The sequence below is a fragment of the Empedobacter brevis NBRC 14943 = ATCC 43319 genome (assembly GCF_000382425.1).
Classification (GTDB): domain Bacteria; phylum Bacteroidota; class Bacteroidia; order Flavobacteriales; family Weeksellaceae; genus Empedobacter; species Empedobacter brevis.
The window spans coordinates 342,135-360,348 of record NZ_KB908292.1; the positions used below are offsets into that span (position 1 = coordinate 342,135).

Genomic DNA, 18,214 nt, shown 5'->3' on the forward strand with positions numbered 1-18,214 from the left:
TTACTTTTGTTTAAGTTGCTGGATTTGGTGAGTTAATTCTTCAATTTTCTCATTCTGTTCAATTAAATGAAGCGTTAATTCTTCAATTTTTTGAAGAAGAAGATTATTCATTTCACCCACTTTTAATCCATTTTCTTGAATCTCTTTTGCCGATGGCAAATCAGGTAGATGATGATTTTTTACCGTAAACGCTTTTATTTCTTCTAAAGATTTGAACTGATAAGAAGGATTTAATAATGAATTTCCGGTATAATATTTTTGAAAAACATAATCCGCAGGAACAGCCAAATCTACTTTAACCTCCTGTGCATGGATATTTCCTTTAACAGCCAACTTAGCATCAGGATTTAAAGTTCCTATTCCTATGTTTCCATTCCCTAAAATAATCATTCGATTTGCAGCTGCTGTCAAAAAATTAATTGTTGTAACACCTCCTGAGCTAAATGTCGACTGAATATTTGCACCATTCTCATTGGCAAATAAAATGATTCGGTTATTCCTTCCTTCAGCATTATCAAATAATGTTAGCTTCGCTCCGGACCCAAGGGTATTCTTTATTTCACCATTCGTAGTAAGTCCTGAAACGACACCATTCGCATCTCCTAAAAGAACTTTTTGCCAAGCTCCCCATTCAGCATTAAGCGGTAAAGCATTTCTATAATACATTCCCTCTCGATTAAAATTAAGTTGATAATTTTCTCCTCCTGAGTTATCCCTACTTGTCCAGGGAGAAATAGTCAAATTTGCAGAATAATTTCCCGAGCCAGGAACCCCAATAGTAGCTCTTTTTTTAAATTCAACTTGTAAACCACTTGCTTTTGCATTAGGCAAATCATTCACATCACGAGTATCAAGCGCTTTTAATTTAGTAGCATCTTGTGCATAAACTATTCCTATTGGAAAAAGTAGGAATGGAAGTAGATTTTTTTTCATCTGTTTATTTTTGTTTAAGTAATTCTATTTCCTGTTTTAATTCTTCGATATTTTGTGCTTGTACTTTATTTTGCTCATTCAGCTCAATTAAATGAAGTGTTAATTCCTCAATTTTTTGAAGAAGAAGATTATTCATTTCACCTACTTTTAATCCATTTTCTTGAATTTCTTTTGCCGATGGCAAATCAGGTAGATGATGATTTTTTGCCGTAAACACTTTTATTTCTTCTAAAGATTTGAATTGATAAGAAGGATTTAATAATGAATTTCCGGTATAATATTTTTGAAAAACATAATCCGCAGGAACGGCTAAATCTACTTTAACCTCCTGTGCATGAATATTTCCTTTAACGGCTAACTTAGCATCAGGATTATTTGTTCCAATCCCCACATTTCCTTGAAAGGAAGAAATTTTTGACTCAGGATAAATTCTTATCGTTGTATTGTTATAAGCAAGTCCAAGGTATAAATAATTTAACCCATTAGCCGGTCCAAATCCGCCAAATCCGCCAAAATTCAATGTAGGATCAGCTTTAGATGCAAAACTATAAGACCTGGCCCATCCCCCTGCATTTGCAGATGTTGATAATATTTTAATACCAGAAGCCGGAGCATTCCAATCTAATAAAATTTGATTTTGTATATCCAAAGCTACCTGAGGAGTAGAAGTTTTTATTCCCACATTCTGATTAAATATTTGTTGAGCATGTACAGAATAAATTGATAGGGTACAAAATAAAGAAAGTAGTTTTTTTTTCATATTACTTATATTTCTATTGTTGTTTTAATTTTGATTTTTTTTGATAAAGAAGAGAACTCATCTTATAACCTGTTACCTGTTTACGGAATTTGACTTCTATAAAAATAATTGGCATTCTATCCTATGAAAGATTCTTTTAAAGATTTAGAACATAAACAAAAAAACATGGTTTACCTCCACAGATTTTGTTTTTAATATGCACAGTAGATAACTGAAAGTATTTTCAAGTGGAAAAGTTCTGTATAGTTTGATTTTAGTTACAGAAACGCTCTTAAAGTTGGAAGGTATAACCTGAATATATTCAGAAAATCTATTCTTATTGTTAAACAAAGTCAGAATATTCAGGAGTAGATGATTTATCATATTTTCTAGATCAGTAAAAAATGATTACAAATCTAAACAAAATGTTAAAAGAAAAATAAATAAAAAACACAACTTTTATCATGTCAAGCATTTATTTAAGAAACAACAGTGGTAAATTATACACCGCAACTCTTATTAATAATTACCGTAATTGTTTTCTAAGAGTTTAAAATAAAATTTTCATACAATCACAATAAACAAATTCCCTAACCTCAATTTTGAAGAGGTTAGGGAATTTTATCATTTGAAATTTTGATTAAACAGTCAAGGCTTGTTCTACTGATTGACTTTTCAGTTTATATGCCGTTTTAATCATATCAGCAGCTTTTTCTCCTACCATAATAGCAGGTGCATTTGTATTCCCGGAAGGAACATCTGGCATAATTGAGGCATCGGCAACCCTTAAACCTTCAATGCCATAAACCCGTAGCTCAGGATCGACAACCGCCGTCTTATCAATTCCCATTTTACAAGTTCCTGTCATATGATGATACGTACTGGATGCTTTTCGAATATAAGCAAGTACTTCTTCTTTTGTTTTATCTTTTCCCGGATATATTTCTTCTTTCATCCAATCTTTCAACGCATCAGTATATCCCAGTTTTCGACAAAGTTGTACTGCTTCGTATAAAGCATCTATATCAGCCTGTTCTGCCAAATAGTTCGGATCTATTAACGGAGAATCTTTTGGATCATTCGATTTTAATTTAATGAAGCCCTTCGATACTGGTCGAATAATTCCGGCACAAAATGTAAAAGCATTTTCAGGCCCCTCAAAACCAGGTGCGTAATAAGGTAGTGCCATAAATAAAGGCTGCATATCGGGTACAGTCAATTCAGGTCTGCTTTTCCAAAAAATCTGTGCTTCCAATAAATTTGCTTTTGGTGGAACGATTTCCTGTTTTGCTTCAAAAATAACACTGCACAACAAATGATCTTGTAAATTTTTTCCTACGCCCGGTAAATGATGAACAACATGGATTCCAACTTCTCTTAATTCTTCCTGATCCCCAATTCCGGAAAGCATTAAAATTTGTGCCGAACCAATAGTTCCGGCAGATAATACTACTTCGTGTCTGACTTTTGCCTGAACCAATTCTCCTCCTTTTTCAAACTCTACTCCTACACACGTTTTATCTTTTATAAGCAATTTAGAAACTGTTGCTTCTGTAAGAACAGTTAAATTCTCCTTACCTAAATATGGTGTTAAAAAAGCCGCTGCTGTTGAACAGCGAATACCATCTTTTGTAACAGATAAATCATTTAATCCTGCCCCCCAAATCGTTTTATTAAAATCATCCGTTGTTGGATACCCCAATTCTTTACATCCTTTAATAGCCGCAATTGAAATAGGATTAGGTTCTTTAATTTTAGTCACAGCCATAGGACCTTCTCCTCCATGCACTTCATCCGCTCCTAGCTCATACGTTTCCGATTTTTTGAAATAAGGTAATACACTTTCATAATCCCAACCATAACATCCTTTGTACGCCCAATGATCATAATCTTCTTTAGCTCCACGAATGTAAATCATTCCGTTGATTGCACTGGATCCTCCTAGGGTTTTACCACGAGGCCAATATTTAGTTGTGTTTCCTGCATTTTCCTGTGGTACAGTATGGTAAGCCCAATCACGTGTTGTATTCCAAATCAAAGGCCATTTGGCAGGCGACTGTATTTCATCTGCTAAATCAGAAGGTCCTGCTTCTAAAAGCAAAACATGAATATTCGGATTTTCAGCTAAGCGGGAAGCCACTACTGCTCCTGCAGAACCGGCTCCAATCACAATATAATCGTATGTATTATTCATTTTTATGTGGTTTTTTAATGTTATTATTTTTTGTAACTAATTACTTTCGGTAGTGTAACAGCTTTAAGTCCTTCAATTCCAAACTCAACGCCATAGCCAGACTGTTTTACCCCTCCAAAAGGAACAAACGGATGAATTGCACCATGCTGATTCTGCCAAACTGTACCTGCTTCCAATTGTAAAGCAATTTCTTCTAATTGATCCGAATCAGTTCCCCAAACAGAAGCTCCTAAACCAATTTCCAACGCATTTGCTTTTTCAATTGCTTCCTCTATCGTTTGATATGTAATGATTGGTAAAACCGGACCAAACTGTTCTTCGTCCACTATAGGATCTCCGTTCTTCACTCCTGTCACATAAGTAATCGGAATAAAATAACCTTCGGTTGGAACATCCGCTATCGGAATATAAAGGTTAGCATGAGGGTTATTCTGTACTGTCGCAATCAAATCATTTACTTTATCAAATTGCATTTTATTTTGGATCGGACCTAATAAACTTTCTTCATTTAATCCATCTCCCATTTTAAACTTTTTTGTTACCTCAGTTAAGACATGAACTGCAGCATCCAAATCGTCTTCATGCACATACAAACGTTTTAAAGCGGCACAAGTTTGCCCCATATTCAAGAAACTTCCCCAAAATAAGCCTTCAGCAATTTGATCAAAATCAGTATTTGGCAATACAATTCCCGCATCATTTCCTCCGCATTCCAATGTTAATCGAGCCATATTATGTGTTGAAGCTTCAATAATTCTTTTTCCTGTTGTAATAGAACCGGTAAACATAATTTTTCCAATCATCTTGTGAGATGTAAGATGAGCTCCTATTTTACCATCTCCTGTCACGCAGTTCAATACACCTTCCGGCAAGACAGTATTAATCAATCTAAACATTTCCAAAGATGCAATCGTGGTATATTCGGAAGGTTTGATTACTACTGTGTTTCCCATTTTTAAAGAGGGAATAATTTGCCAAATCGCAATCATCAATGGCCAATTCCATGGTGTTATTGCTGCAACTACTCCAATCGGAACTCTCTTTAAAATATCTTTTCTCGTCTCATCTTCAAAAATTAATTCATCTTCTAATTGAAGAGAAGCAGGCACCTGTGTCCATCCGATGCAGGCATCCATCTCAAAATTAGACCCTGGACCATTCAAAGGTTTTCCCTGCTCTTTTGTAATTAATTCTGCCAGGTACGCCTTATTTTCTGTTAAAACATCCGCTATTTTCAACATGTAATGATCTCTTTCTTCTTGTGATAAGAGCCTCCATTTAATTTGCGCTTTCTTTGCCGTATCAACTGCTTCCTCAACATCATCTATTGTCGACACGTAATAAGAACCTATTGTTTCGCCATTCGCGGGATTTTTTACTTCCGCTAATTGATTTGATGTTTTTTGTACACCATTAATTATATAAGAATATTTTTTCATCATGAGTTATTTTTATTAATTTCAATTATTCAAATTTTGAAATATTTAATTGAAATAAATTGACCTATCCTGTAAAATGATTGATTTATTCTACAATCTCATAAAACAAAACTCGCCAAATGGAAAAAATAGAACATAAAACAGTGTACAGCATACCCTATGGTGAAATATGCTTATATGAAACAAATGTTCCTTTTAAAGGACTTGATTTTAATTTTGACAGCCCTTCAATTTCCATGATGCTGCAAGGAGAAAAACATATAAAATGGAAGAATGAAAGTTTTGAATTTGGCACAAAAAAAATATTAATCCCAGAAAAGAAACAAACATTGACCGTAGATGTTGAAACAGCGTCTCGGGAAAGACCTTTAAAATGTGCTATTTTATCGATTGACGAAAATTTTGTGACCGAGTTTTATGACGAGTTGACTTCCATTCAAAACAAAGATTGGTTAGATGTGATTGGTGTAGACGAAAATGAAATCTTAAACTATTTTGTGTCTGAAGAAGATCTACTCATCAATAGTTTTTTTAATTTATTAAATGATCGTACTTCTTTAAAAGAAAAGGTCAATCGGTTGGATTATATTTTTCAATTAAAGATGAAAGAACTGACCTACCTCATCTTACAATCAAAGGCAAGAAAATTGCTAATTGACCAGTCTATTTCTCAAAACAATCCTCTTTTTGACGTCATTAATTACATTCATTCAAATTTTAAATCAAAGATTAAAATTGAAGAATTGGCAAAGTTAGCGTGTATGAGCGAATCGAAATTATTTTTAAAATTTAAAGAAAATTTTGGCTGCTCTCCCAATCATTTTATTATCCATAAAAGATTGGAATATGCGTATTCAATATTATCATCTAATCAACACAACCTTACAATTTCTGAAATCAGCTATAGATGCGGTTTTAATAATGTTGAACATTTTAACCGAAAATTTAAAGAAGTTTTTGCTGTAACCCCCGGAAAAATTAAACAATTGAACCATAATTAATTGAATAAAATCTGACAATATGAATAAACCGTCTAACAGTTTTCTTTTTAAATTCACAAAAAAATCAAGAAATTTTTCTAAATGAAACAATACATCAAAAAATTCATTTTTCCGTTCATCAAAGAAATGCTACCTGTTATTGCAGGAATATTAATTGCGCTATTTATTGACAATTGGAACGAAAACAGAAAAGACAATCAATATATCAACCAAGCATTTTTATCCATCCATAGCGAATTGGATGAAACCAAAAAAAATATCAATGAGATTATTCCTCTTCAAAAATTATTAATTGATTCTCTCGATTTTTATACTGACGACAAAAAAATTGACATTGCAGATATCTTACTAAAAAAATCGAAAGGAATTCATATTGCAACCATTAAAACAAACGCATGGAAGACGCTTTCTAATTCAAAAATAGAACTCATTGATTACAAAAAAGTAACAACTTTAACCGATATTGAAGAACAAAAAGATATTTTAAAAACAAAAAGTGACTATTTAGGGCAATTTGTATACTCAAATCTGAATGAAACAGATAAAAACAAGAAAGAGGTTTTAAAAATTATTTTATTGGATATTATTCAGACTGAAAAAACAACATTATCGTATATTGAATACTTTGAAAAAAAATAATTTAATTCCATCTTCTCAAAATATAATTATTTTTTGATTCAATTTTCACCTAACTTTAATCAATCATGTAAACACAAATAAATATGGATTTACATTCGGGTTTACCTTATTGGATTGTAAAAAATGAATTTTATGATGCATATAATCCACTTCGAAAAAATCATAAAATTGATGTCGCCATTATTGGTTCAGGTATTACCGGGGCTTTAGTTGCTCACGAATTATGTGAAGCCGGAATTCCATGTGCATTGATTGATAAACGTACCATTGCAACAGGAAGCTCTGCAGCCAGTACTGCTCAACTTCAATATGAAATTGATACACCTTTATCTGAATTGGTTAAACTTGTTCCTGAAGAACTTGCTATTGACGCCTACTTCAATTGCTTACAAGCCATCACAGATCTTGAAAATATTTTCAAAAAAACAAACATTGATGCAGATTTCAAACGAGTACCAACCATCTTGTTAGCAAGTAATAAAGCAGGTGTCGAATTGCTGGATAAAGAATATGCAATCAGAACCGAAGTGGGGTTACCGGTAACCTATCTGAATGCACAAGAATTGAAAGCCTATCAAAATATAGATGGAATTGCAGCATTACAAAATGATACTTCAGCCCAGATGGATGCCTACAAAGCGGCTATAAATTTATTAAAATATCATCAAGAAACACATCAACTTGAAATATACACGCATACCAAAGTCGAAAAAATTCAGGAAAATAAACATGGATGCGAATTACTAACAGAACATGGTTATACGGTTACATGCAAATATGTGATAGTTGCAACCGGCTTTGAAGCCGGACAGTTTCTTCCTGAAAAAGTAATGAATTTACTGTCTACCTATGCGATCATCTCAGCTCCGGTTGACAAGAAAATGGTTTGGCCTCATCGAAGTCTCATCTGGGAAACGGCAGAACCATATCTGTATATGCGCACAACCAATGACAACCGTCTTATCGTAGGCGGTGAAGACGAAGACTTTCAGAATCCTGAAAAAAGAGATGATTTACTTCGTCAAAAAATTCAAATTTTAGAAAAAAAATTCAAAAATCTGTATCCGGAAATTGAATTTAAAACCGAAATGGCATGGTGTGGAACATTCAGCTCTACAAATGATGGTTTACCTTATATCGGACCTTGGAAACAAGGAGACCGTACATTATTTGCATTAGGTTATGGCGGAAATGGAATTACCTTTTCTATGGTCGCCGCCCAAGTTTTGAAAAATATTATTTTAAATCAAAAAGATAATCGTTTAAAAACATTTGGTTTTGACCGTGCAAGAAGATAAAATATAACCTGAATCAATTTGCATAAAAAATCATCGAAAAAGGAAATTGCGTGGTATAAAAAGAAAATACTATATTTGTTCACAATCAAAAGATTTTTATCTTAATTTCCCTCTGTATCAAAAAAATGTCTACTTTTTTACAATTCAGGTTTTGGGAATTTTAATAAAGGTTTATCCTCATCCGATTACAGCTGTTTTTGTTGCCTAATAATTTAATAAAAAATTAGCAATCAATACACCTGATCTATCCAAATAATCGGATAGAATTTTGTAAATTTGTAACCAATACATTAGAAAATTTAATGGAATATAATACACTTCGTACGCAATTGATTATTCCTGAATATGGACGACATATTCAAGAAATGGTAAATCATTGTAAAACAATAACAGATGAAACAGAACGCAATGGGTTCGCAGAAATTATAATTGAAGTAATGGGCGAATTAAATCCTCACTTGCGCGATGTACCGGATTTTCAACACAAACTTTGGGATCAGCTTTTTATAATGGCAGAATTTGATTTGGATGTAAAATCCCCTTATCCTATTCCAACCCAAAAAGATACTGTAAATAGTAAGCCGAATAAAGTTGACTATCCGCAAAGCATTTACAAATACCGATATTATGGGAATAATATTCGAAAAATGATTGATGTTGCAGTAACATGGGAAGAGGGTGAGAAACGTGAAGGATTGTACTTTGCAATTGCAAATCACATGAAAAAATGTTACTTACTTTGGAACAAAGATACAGTTGATGATCAGGTCATCTTCAATCATTTGTATGAATTATCTGATGGAAAAATTGACTTAAGAAAAGTGGATGACCAATTGGTTTCTCCTGAACGTTTGAATAACAATAACACCCATTCAAGCAACAATCAAAACAATAGAAGTCACCAAAATAACAGAAATCATCAAAATAACAACAACCGAAACCAAAATAACCGAAACAACAACCAAAATTCGAATAATCGAACGAATCAAAATAATAACAACCGAAACCAAAACAACCGAAACAATAAAGGTTAAATCAAAACTATTTAATACAACTAAATGGCTACATTTCAAATAAAGGGAGGGAAACCTTTGAAAGGAGAAATTACTCCGCAAGGTGCAAAAAATGAAGTACTACAAATTTTATGTGCGGTTTTATTAACCAATGAACAAGTTCGTGTTAAAAATATTCCGGATATCCGTGACGTCAATCGTTTGATTGAGATTTTAGGAGATTTAGGCGTTAAAACACAAAAAAATGGAAAAGGAGATTTCACTTTCCAAGCCGACGAATTACGATTAGATTATTTAAAAGGAAAACAATTTCGCAAAGACGGTGCTGCCTTACGTGGATCAATCATGTTAATGGGACCTCTTTTAGCTCGTTTCGGGGAAGCTTTCATGCCAAAACCAGGAGGAGATAAAATTGGACGCCGTCGTCTGGATACACACTTCGAAGGATTTTTTGCCTTAGGAGCAAAATACCGTTTCAATCCTGATGAGGATTTCTACGGTGTAGAAGTGGACGAAAACGGATTACAAGGTTCTTACATGTTATTGGAAGAAGCTTCTGTAACCGGTACTGCCAATATCATTATGGCAGCTGTTTTAGCAAAAGGAACAACAACCATTTATAATGCAGCCTGCGAACCATATATTCAACAATTATGCAAAATGTTGAATCGTATGGGCGCTAAAATTTCCGGAATATCTTCTAACCTTTTAACCATAGAAGGTGTGGAAAAATTAGACGGAACAGAACATACTTGTTTACCGGATATGATCGAAATTGGATCATGGATCGGTTTAGCTGCAATGACAAAATCTGAATTGACCATCAAAAATGTTTCATGGGAAAACTTAGGTGTCATTCCGGATGTTTTTAGAAAATTGGGAATCAAATTAGAAAAAGTTAACGACGATATTTATATTCCTGCTCAGGAAAATTATGAGATTGAACGTTTTATTGACGGCTCAATTCTGACTATTTCTGATGCGCCTTGGCCGGGATTCACTCCTGATTTATTATCTATTATTTTAGTCATTGCCACACAAGCAAAAGGAAGTGTATTAATTCACCAAAAAATGTTTGAATCTCGTTTATTCTTCGTTGATAAACTAATTGAAATGGGCGCACAAATTATTTTATGCGACCCTCATCGTGCAACTGTAATTGGTCTTAACCACGAAACACCGTTAAAAGGAGCAGAACTGACTTCTCCGGATATTCGTGCCGGTATGTCTTTGTTAATTGCTGCCCTTTCTGCGAAAGGCAAAACTGTTATCCATAACATTGATCAAATTGATCGCGGATACGAAGACATCGATGTACGTTTGCGTGCAATAGGCGCTGATATTATAAGAGCTTAAACAAAACAACATGCAATCTATTATTGAATTTATCACCAATTTTGTTCAACGTCCGGATAAGGTATTAATGGACATCATCAATACATATGGCTATTGGATATATGCCATTTTATTCTTGATTATTTTTGCAGAAACAGGTTTAATCATCATGTCATTTCTGATGCCTTTTTTACCCGGAGATGCCTTAATTTTTTCGGTTGGAATGATTGCTGCAAGTGATGAACAAAACCATTTACATATCGAATACATTATTCCTTTGTTAATGGTTGCAGCGATTCTTGGTGATAATGTAAATTATTATGTTGGTCGCAAATTCGGCGGATGGATCTTAGGACGAAAAGATTCCTGGTTTCTCAAAAAGAAACACATCGAAAAAGCAACAGAATTCTTTGAAGAGCATGGAAAAAAAGCAATTATCATTGCTCGTTTTATGCCTGTTGTTCGTACCATTATTCCATTTATTTGTGGTGTTACCAATTTAAACTACAAAACGTTTATTACCTATAGTTTTATCGGTGCGGTGCTTTGGGTTGGTGCTATTTCATTATTGGGACATACATTAGGCCAATTTGATGTAGTAAAAAATAATTTAGAAAAATTCATTTTCGGAATAATTTTATTGGCCAACATGCCATTGATTATTCGAATAGTAAAAGCTCAATTTAATAAAAACAAAACAGAAGAATGAGACAATTTGGATTAATCGGAAGAAATATTTCTTATTCATTTTCGAAATCTTATTTTGCTGAAAAATTTAAAAACGAAAACATTGTGGACGCTGTCTACAATGTTTTTGATTTAAAGCATATTGATGAAATAGAAAATATATTCAAAACGAAAGATTTGGTAGGCTTTAATGTCACCATTCCATACAAACAAGAAATTATACCGTTTTTAGACGAATTATCTGATGAAGCAAAAGCAATTGGTGCAGTAAATACTGTATTGATTAAAGATGGAAAGAGGATCGGACACAATACAGATTGCTATGGCTTTCATCATTCATTAGAACCGCTTTTAACACCGGATCACAAAAAAGCATTGGTTCTTGGAAATGGAGGTGCTGCAAAAGCCGTTTATTATATTCTTGATTTGCTGAAAATTGAGTATAAAATTGTGTCGAGAACAAAAATGGAGCATCATTTGACCTACGATGAACTGAATGAAAAAATCTTGAATGAGCATCAAATTATTGTAAACTGCTCACCGGTTGGTACCTTTCCAAATATAGAAAACGCTCCACTACTTCCCTACCAATTTACCAACGAAAGACATTTATTGTACGACTTAATTTACAATCCACCTTTGACGAAATTTCTAGAAAATGGTCAAAATCATGGAGCCAAAATAAAAAACGGTCACGAAATGTTGGTTTTACAGGCTGAAAAAGCTTGGAAAATTTGGAACAATCTCACTAAATAGACTTGATATTGTCCTCAAATTTTATTAGATTTGAGAAACAAAACTTATTTTCTTATGAATACTGAAATGGATAACCTGCAAAATGCAGATGGAGAACAATTACCTAAATCTGCACCCACAAACGACTCTAACACGGAAACATACAAAACAGAAGAGTCATCGAATCAAGAAAAAATAAATGATATTTCTTTCAAAGATTACGAGACATTTAGTTTTGATGTATTGATAAATGAAGCAAAAAATCTTTTGAGCAAATATGATGTTCAGGATATTCGCGAACATTTTAATCAAATCCGTGAAGCATTCAAAACTAAATTAGAGGAAGACGAAGCTGCTAAAAAAGAAGCTTTTTTGAATGATGGTGGTGATGAATTAGATTTTAAATACGAAACTTCTTTTCGTGCTAAATTTAATGCTGTTTACAATGATTTCAAAAATCAACTGGCCATTTTTCATAAGGAAAACGAAAAAAAGGAATCTGATAACCTGAAAGAGCGCTCAGAAATTATTGACGAGCTAAAAGCGTTGTATCAAGAACCAAGTGATTCATCAGCCGCAATGTTCAAAAAATTCCGTGAATTGAAAACGCGTTGGCATAATGCGGGAAGAGTTCCAAGTAAAAATGCGGAAAATATTTTCAAAAATTACTTCTTTCATCTGGACAATTTCTACACTTATTTGGACATGAACAAAGAATTGCAAACACTTGATTATGCTCATAATCTAGAAGTTCGTTATTCAATCATCAAACGTGCAGAAGAATTAGTACAAGAAAATAATGTACAAAAAGCATTGAACGAATTACAATATCTTCACCGCTTGTGGAAAGAAGAAGCTGTTCCTGTACAAGAAGATTTACGTGAACCAACATGGTTAAAGTTTAAAGAATTAACCAATAAAATTCACGACCGTAAAGGAGAATTGAATGAAAAAATAAAACAAGAGCAAAAAGATAATTTAGAGAAGAAAAATCAAATAATAGCTCGTATCAAAGAAATAGCGTCTAATTCAACGAACAAATTACATAGCGACTGGCAAAAAGCAATCAAAGAAGTCAATACATTACGCGAACAATTTATCACGTTAGGACGTGTTCCGAAAGAAAAAAATTCTGCTACGTGGGAAGCTTTTAAGGAAGTTACAAGAGAATTCAATCATATTAAAAATGATTTCTATAAAGATTTAAAATCTGAACAACAGGTGAATCTTGAAAAGAAATTGGCATTACTTGAAATTGCAAAGCAACACACAGATAGTACTGATTGGAATAAATCGGTTCAAGTGATTAAAAAAATCCAAAATGATTGGAAAAAAATAGGCCATGTACCTAGAAAAAATTCTGATAAAATCTGGAAAGAATTTAAAGATACATGTAATCAATTCTTCGACCGTTATAAAAAACGACACGAACAAGCGAATGAAAAATTTGAACAGAATTTTGTAAACAAACAAGCTTTCTTAGAAAATTTCAAAAATCAGACAATTTCCGAAGACAAAGAAGAAGCGTTAAAGCAATTGGAAGAAATTCAAAACAGTTGGACCAATTTAGGAAAAGTACCGTCTGACAAAACATCAATTAACCAAGAATTTACAGATGTTTACCACAAAAAGCTAGATGCTTTGAATCTTTCTAAAAATGAGCTGAACGACTATAAGCTACAATCTTTTGTCAATAAAGTAAAATCCGGTAATAATGGAAATTTATTAGACGATGAAATTAGAAAAACACGTAAAGCAATTGAAGATTTAGAAAAAGAAATCAATCAATTGGATAATAACGTACATTTCTTTTCGAATGCGGATAAAAACAGTCCTTTGTTGAAAGATGTTTACAGACAAATTGACGAAAAACGTAAAAAATTAACTGAAGCAGAAATCAAATTGAAAACATTATTCAATATTGATTTTAATGCATAATTTTTAAACATGACACAACAATCTATCGATGAGCATTATATGGCTCGTTGTATACAAATTGCTGCAAACGGGTTAGGAACAACGTATCCTAATCCGTTTGTTGGTTCTGTAATTGTACATAACAACCAAATTATTGGAGAAGGGTTTACATCTGAATATGGTGGTCCACATGCTGAAGTGAACGCCATAAATGCTGTTAAAAATCCTGAACTATTAAAAGAAAGTACCTTGTATGTTACATTGGAACCTTGTTCACATCATGGGAAAACACCGCCTTGTGCTGACCTGATTATTAAAAACGAAATTCCAAAAGTAGTCATCGGAACTTTAGATCCTTTTGCAAAAGTAAATGGCCAAGGTTATTTGCGTTTATTAAAAAACGGCGTTGATGTTACCTTAGGTATTTTAGAAAAAGAATGCCTTGAACTGAATAAACGATTTATCACTTTTCACCAGAAAAAACGTCCGTATATTATCCTGAAATGGGCACAAACAGAAGACGGTTACATGGGGCGTGATGATGTACAGTTGTGGATTACAAACCAATACACAAAACAATTGGTGCATAAATGGCGAACGGAAGAACAAGCGATTTTAGTTGGAAAAAATACGTCTTTGATTGATAATCCTCAACTCAATTCGAGATTATGGACAGGGCATAATCCGGTGAGAATAGCCATTGATAAAAATTTAGCCATTCCAAGAAGTTTTCATTTGTTTGATCAATCACAACCGACCATCATATTCAATTCGCTTGAACATGTTGTCGAAGAAAATTTAAGTCTGATCCAATTAGACTTTACACAGAAAATACTTCCCCAGGTCATGCAATATTTATATGAAAATAGTATTCAATCCCTGATTGTGGAAGGCGGAAGTGATACGATTCAGCATTTTATCGATGTAAATTTATGGGATGAAGCAAGAATTTTGAGTTCGGATACAATTTGGAATGAAGGGATTTTAGCGCCTCGCCTGAGAGGAACCCGTATCGCAAAACATCGCTTTTTAAACGATGAATTAAACATCTTCGAAAATAGAATAGAACCTGAAGAACCTTAAATTTAAGGTTCTTTTTTATTTTATCATTTTCATATTTTTTCTAAATCTAAAAACCTTTTTCTTAAAACTACTATTTAAACTATCTTTGCGGTACTTTTCAATACAACATGACGGACAATTATCGTACAATCGAGAAACCTGTAGAAGATGTAATTTTCAAAGAATTGGGCAGCAAATTTATTAATTTTGCTTATCCGATTGAAACCGAAGAAGATATTAAAATCTACTTGGAACAATTACGCGAAATTTATCCGGATGCTAATCATCATTGTTATGCCTACGCGCTTGGAATTGATGGTAAAAATCATCGTGCAAATGACGATGGAGAACCAAGTGGATCTGCTGGTTTACCAATCTATAATCAAATTCTCTCAAGCGAAATAACAAATATTTTAATTGTTTCAGTGCGTTATTTTGGGGGGACTAAATTGGGGATTCCCGGTTTGGTAAAAGCCTATAAGTATGGTGCACAACTTGTATTAGAAGAAGCAAAAATTATTGAGAAGTTTGTTTCAAAACGCGTAAGAATGATTTTTAATTACGACCAACAAGGAATTGTTGAACGGAATGTAGATCGTATGAATGGTGAAATTAAAGACAAACATTTTACGGATAAATGCATGTTTACAATCTCGGTCCGCGAAAGTAAACTGGAGGAGTTTATACACATGTTTGATGAATATTACCAAATGGAAATTAAAATTATGGATAAATGCTAAATAGCTTAACTTCTTTACGTTTTTTCTTCGCTTTTTCCGTTTTCTTAAGTCATTTAACATTTGTAAAAACAGATTTAGCTTGGTACAATTGGTTGAAAAACAATGTTTTTTTTGAGGGGTATCTTGGAGTTGGATTCTTTTTTATTTTGAGTGGATTTGTTTTGGCCTTGAACTATGAACATAAAATTCTAGCACAACCAAACTTTGATAAAAAGAAATTTTATATTGCTCGAATTGCTCGAATTTACCCGTTGCATGTCCTTACATTCTGTATTATGATGCCTTTTATTTTGCTTCATGTCTGGCAAGGCTATTTTCATTGGGATATTGTTGCTTCAAATTTATTTTTACTTCAATCTTATGTTCCAATAAAAGATTTTTATTTTTCTATTAATAACGTTTCGTGGAGTATTTCTACCGAATTATTCTTCTATCTCATGTTTCCTTTTTATGTTATTTGGCTTTATAAATTTCCAAAACTGAACTATATTTTATTAGCAGCCATTCCAATTATCATTTTTGCAGAACCCTATTTCAGAACAAATCTGAAACTTGAAAAAGCTATTTTCTATATTAATCCATTCGTAAGAAGTTTAGATTTTATTTTAGGCATTATAACTTGTCAATTTTACAAAAAAATCAAAGATTCGAATATCAATTTTTCGAAAGGAACGTTCATGGAATTATCAGCGATTCTCCTCTTAATTCTATTTTTTTATTTTCACCATGACATCGCAAGAGCTTTTCGTTATGGAATTTATTATTGGGTACCAATGGTTGGAATCGTTTTAGTTTTCGCTTTACAAAAAGGATTTTTCTCTCGACTACTTCAACACAAAAGCCTTGTCTATTTAGGTGAAATCAGCTTTGCCTTTTATATGATTCATATGATTGTAATCAAATATGGCAATCAATATCTGCCTCCTATTAACGATTTTACTAAAATTGGAATCTATTTTATTGTTGCATTAATCCTAAGCGCTTTAACTTTTGAATATTTTGAAAAACCTGTCGCAAAATGGATAAAAGAGAAAAGTAAGTAGTATAGAGTTTTTTGGCTATAATCAATTTAAATAATTTATTATCAACGAGATTGTAACAATACTAATTACGACTACAATCAATATATCTAGATAGCTTATTTTTTTTGAACCAAAATTTGTAGTTCTTTTTCTTTTTTTTGAAAACACTATTTCTTTTTTCATTTTCATAAACAAAATAAGCCGCAATAATTATCGCGACTTATCCATCAAATAATTAATAGTACATTATATAGTTTAAATAGTGTAATCCACTTTTATTGGTACTTGTAACAGCTACCTGTCTTCTTTGCTGATTTTCCTGTCATTTTATCAGATAGTAGTAAGATAAACGGACATCTTACTTCGGCAGCTTGCTGTTTAAGTACTTTTTCAGCACGTTCGTCTTTTCCATTTCCTGTTCTAAAATTTATCATTCCGGTTTTAGACTTTAAATCATCTCCTTTTTTTAAGCCTGCTACTAAAGATTTATCTTCTAAAATAACAACCTTATGCCAATCCTTATCGTCTGTAATTTCAATCTTATCAGAGACATCTTCAATACGAGTGCTTTTTCCGTAAAATACTTTATTGACAGAATAACGACTAAGAGACTGTATCGCGTCTTCCCCATCGTATGTAAATTCTACTGTAAATTCTCCAACTCTTTTTATCTGTCCTTCAACAATTTCCCCAGAATGTTTGTAGATTTTATCTACCTGTCCAAAAGAAACAGAAGCCATAAGGCTTAAACCAAGAATAAAAATGTTTTTCATTGTTAATTTAATTTTTAATTATATAATTTAGTTTATTGTCAAAATACATGATGTATGATCTATAGTAATTGTAGCATTGAGTGAATTGGCTTCTAAAAGTCCATGATTTTGAGAAAGATCAGTTGTTGGTTTTTTCAATAATTCTACCAATTGATTTATTGATTCTTGGTACATTTTCTTCTTAGTAGAATTCTTAACCAAAGAAATATAATATGTTTTATAGTTTTTCTTAACCGGAGAAGCTAGTTGTATTTCTTCCGCAAAGTTTTGAAAGAAACTCGTTCTATTCTTAGAATTAATTACAGTAATTTTTTTTATGTTTTTTCCTTCAGTTTCAACGACCATATTAATTTCATAAGGAGCTATCTCTATATCGGAATAAGATACTTTTTGATTTCCAAAATTATCTTCAATGGAAGATGATTGTATTCCATAATATTCTTCCAATTCTACTACTCTATTTCCTATAAAAGATTTTAATGTTTTGTAATCTAATTTTTGAGCATAATTACAAATAGACAACAGCACTAATGATAAAGTAAAAAATGATTTCATGGGATGATTTAATTGATTAATAATCTGTATAAAAATTAAGATTAATTCTTAGGCAAATTTTATAATTCCATGTTAAAAAGCCTATTTTTGCAAGTATAGTTAAAGGGTAGTTTATCAATTACTACCTATGGG

17 protein-coding genes are annotated in these 18,214 nt (G+C 32.5%); 11 read left to right on the plus strand and 6 right to left on the minus strand.

Annotation, left to right across the window (positions count from 1 at the left end):
- From H277_RS20480 to H277_RS0104865, 4 genes are all read right to left on the minus strand, one after another.
- Positions 1–933, minus strand: coding sequence for a hypothetical protein (locus tag H277_RS20480; RefSeq protein ID WP_019974457.1), 933 nt, complete (start codon positions 931–933; stop codon positions 1–3).
- 4 nt (positions 934–937) lie between these two features.
- Complete coding sequence (locus tag H277_RS19645) at positions 938–1,693, minus strand: hypothetical protein (RefSeq protein WP_081623189.1); 756 nt, start codon at positions 1,691–1,693, stop codon at positions 938–940.
- 619 nt (positions 1,694–2,312) lie between these two features.
- Positions 2,313–3,866: a GMC family oxidoreductase gene (locus H277_RS0104860; RefSeq protein ID WP_019974459.1), complete on the minus strand. Its 1,554-nt coding sequence runs from the start codon at positions 3,864–3,866 to the stop codon at positions 2,313–2,315.
- A gap of 23 nt (positions 3,867–3,889) precedes the next feature.
- Positions 3,890–5,305, minus strand: a complete 1,416-nt coding sequence (locus tag H277_RS0104865; RefSeq protein ID WP_026357415.1) for an aldehyde dehydrogenase family protein — start codon at positions 5,303–5,305, stop codon at positions 3,890–3,892.
- Between the two features lie 119 nt (positions 5,306–5,424).
- On the opposite strand from H277_RS0104865, the gene H277_RS0104870 reads away from it, so the two are divergent.
- The 11 genes from H277_RS0104870 to H277_RS0104925 all read left to right on the plus strand — a co-directional run bounded on the left by H277_RS0104870 (position 5,425) and on the right by H277_RS0104925 (position 16,775).
- Positions 5,425–6,306, plus strand: coding sequence for a helix-turn-helix domain-containing protein (locus tag H277_RS0104870; RefSeq protein ID WP_019974461.1), 882 nt, complete (start codon positions 5,425–5,427; stop codon positions 6,304–6,306).
- Between the two features lie 81 nt (positions 6,307–6,387).
- A complete protein-coding gene (locus H277_RS0104875) occupies positions 6,388–6,945 on the plus strand; it encodes a hypothetical protein (protein ID WP_019974462.1) in 558 nt (185 codons plus the stop codon).
- Between the two features lie 83 nt (positions 6,946–7,028).
- On the plus strand, positions 7,029–8,243 hold the full coding sequence (locus H277_RS0104880) for an NAD(P)/FAD-dependent oxidoreductase (protein ID WP_019974463.1): 1,215 nt from the start codon (positions 7,029–7,031) through the stop codon (positions 8,241–8,243).
- 302 nt (positions 8,244–8,545) lie between these two features.
- Entirely contained in the window at positions 8,546–9,277 is a 732-nt protein-coding gene (locus H277_RS18650) for a DUF4290 domain-containing protein (protein ID WP_019974465.1), read from the plus strand.
- A gap of 24 nt (positions 9,278–9,301) precedes the next feature.
- Positions 9,302–10,612, plus strand: a complete 1,311-nt coding sequence (murA, locus tag H277_RS0104895; RefSeq protein WP_019974466.1) for a UDP-N-acetylglucosamine 1-carboxyvinyltransferase — start codon at positions 9,302–9,304, stop codon at positions 10,610–10,612.
- Between the two features lie 10 nt (positions 10,613–10,622).
- On the plus strand, positions 10,623–11,300 hold the full coding sequence (locus H277_RS0104900) for a VTT domain-containing protein (RefSeq protein ID WP_019974467.1): 678 nt from the start codon (positions 10,623–10,625) through the stop codon (positions 11,298–11,300).
- Positions 11,297–12,034, plus strand: a complete 738-nt coding sequence (locus H277_RS0104905) for a shikimate dehydrogenase family protein (protein WP_019974468.1) — start codon at positions 11,297–11,299, stop codon at positions 12,032–12,034. The genes H277_RS0104900 and H277_RS0104905 overlap by 4 nt, the downstream gene beginning before the upstream one ends.
- 54 nt (positions 12,035–12,088) lie before the next feature.
- The gene (locus H277_RS18655; protein WP_019974469.1) at positions 12,089–13,951 is read left to right on the plus strand and encodes a DUF349 domain-containing protein; all 1,863 of its coding nucleotides are present in this window, start codon (positions 12,089–12,091) and stop codon (positions 13,949–13,951) included.
- A 9-nt stretch (positions 13,952–13,960) separates the two neighbouring features.
- Positions 13,961–15,013 (plus strand): bifunctional diaminohydroxyphosphoribosylaminopyrimidine deaminase/5-amino-6-(5-phosphoribosylamino)uracil reductase RibD, encoded by a 1,053-nt coding sequence (gene ribD, locus H277_RS0104915; RefSeq protein ID WP_019974470.1) that lies wholly within the window; start codon positions 13,961–13,963, stop codon positions 15,011–15,013.
- A gap of 107 nt (positions 15,014–15,120) precedes the next feature.
- Positions 15,121–15,732, plus strand: coding sequence for an IMPACT family protein (locus H277_RS0104920; RefSeq protein WP_019974471.1), 612 nt, complete (start codon positions 15,121–15,123; stop codon positions 15,730–15,732).
- Entirely contained in the window at positions 15,726–16,775 is a 1,050-nt protein-coding gene (locus H277_RS0104925) for an acyltransferase family protein (RefSeq protein WP_019974472.1), read from the plus strand. The genes H277_RS0104920 and H277_RS0104925 overlap by 7 nt, the downstream gene beginning before the upstream one ends.
- Before the next feature lie 254 nt (positions 16,776–17,029).
- Here H277_RS0104925 and H277_RS0104935 read toward each other — a convergent pair whose 3' ends face one another.
- Positions 17,030–17,527, minus strand: coding sequence for a hypothetical protein (locus tag H277_RS0104935; RefSeq protein ID WP_146810452.1), 498 nt, complete (start codon positions 17,525–17,527; stop codon positions 17,030–17,032).
- A gap of 27 nt (positions 17,528–17,554) precedes the next feature.
- A complete protein-coding gene (locus H277_RS0104940) occupies positions 17,555–18,082 on the minus strand; it encodes a hypothetical protein (protein WP_019974475.1) in 528 nt (175 codons plus the stop codon).
- Positions 18,083–18,214: the final 132 nt, after the last annotated feature.